The 256-nt window shown below is 37.9% G+C and carries 1 protein-coding gene; it reads left to right on the top strand.

The genetic code is table 11. The features are described 5' to 3' along the window. Positions 1-220 (top strand): hypothetical protein (locus tag VJI94_RS08545; RefSeq protein ID WP_324009058.1); only part of this gene is annotated, 220 nt, incomplete at its 5' end. Between the last annotated feature and the right edge of the window lie 36 nt (positions 221-256).

Raw genomic sequence — 256 nt, 5'->3', positions numbered from 1 at the left:
ATTGTGGGTAGTGGTCGAAACGAATCATGGCTTATTTATTTTATGTTGTTGTTGGTCAGGCGACCAACAACGGCATGGAAATAGTAGTTCTTCTCTTCGCGGAATAGAACTTCGCTGCCGTTGGCGTGATTATAGAGGTGGTAAAAATGAGATGGGTGTAACATTGGATATTTTACTATTTACAACTTTTGGAAAGTTTTCAAACTTTCCAAAAGTTTAGTTAGCGTGCTTATGATTCAATAAAGGGATTTCGATC

The sequence above is a fragment of the Parvimonas sp. D9 genome (assembly GCF_035282565.1).
GTDB lineage: Bacteria > Bacillota > Clostridia > Tissierellales > Peptoniphilaceae > Parvimonas > Parvimonas micra.
Note: the sequence above shows the minus strand (reverse complement) of the source record. Positions and strands in the feature narration are given on the sequence as shown.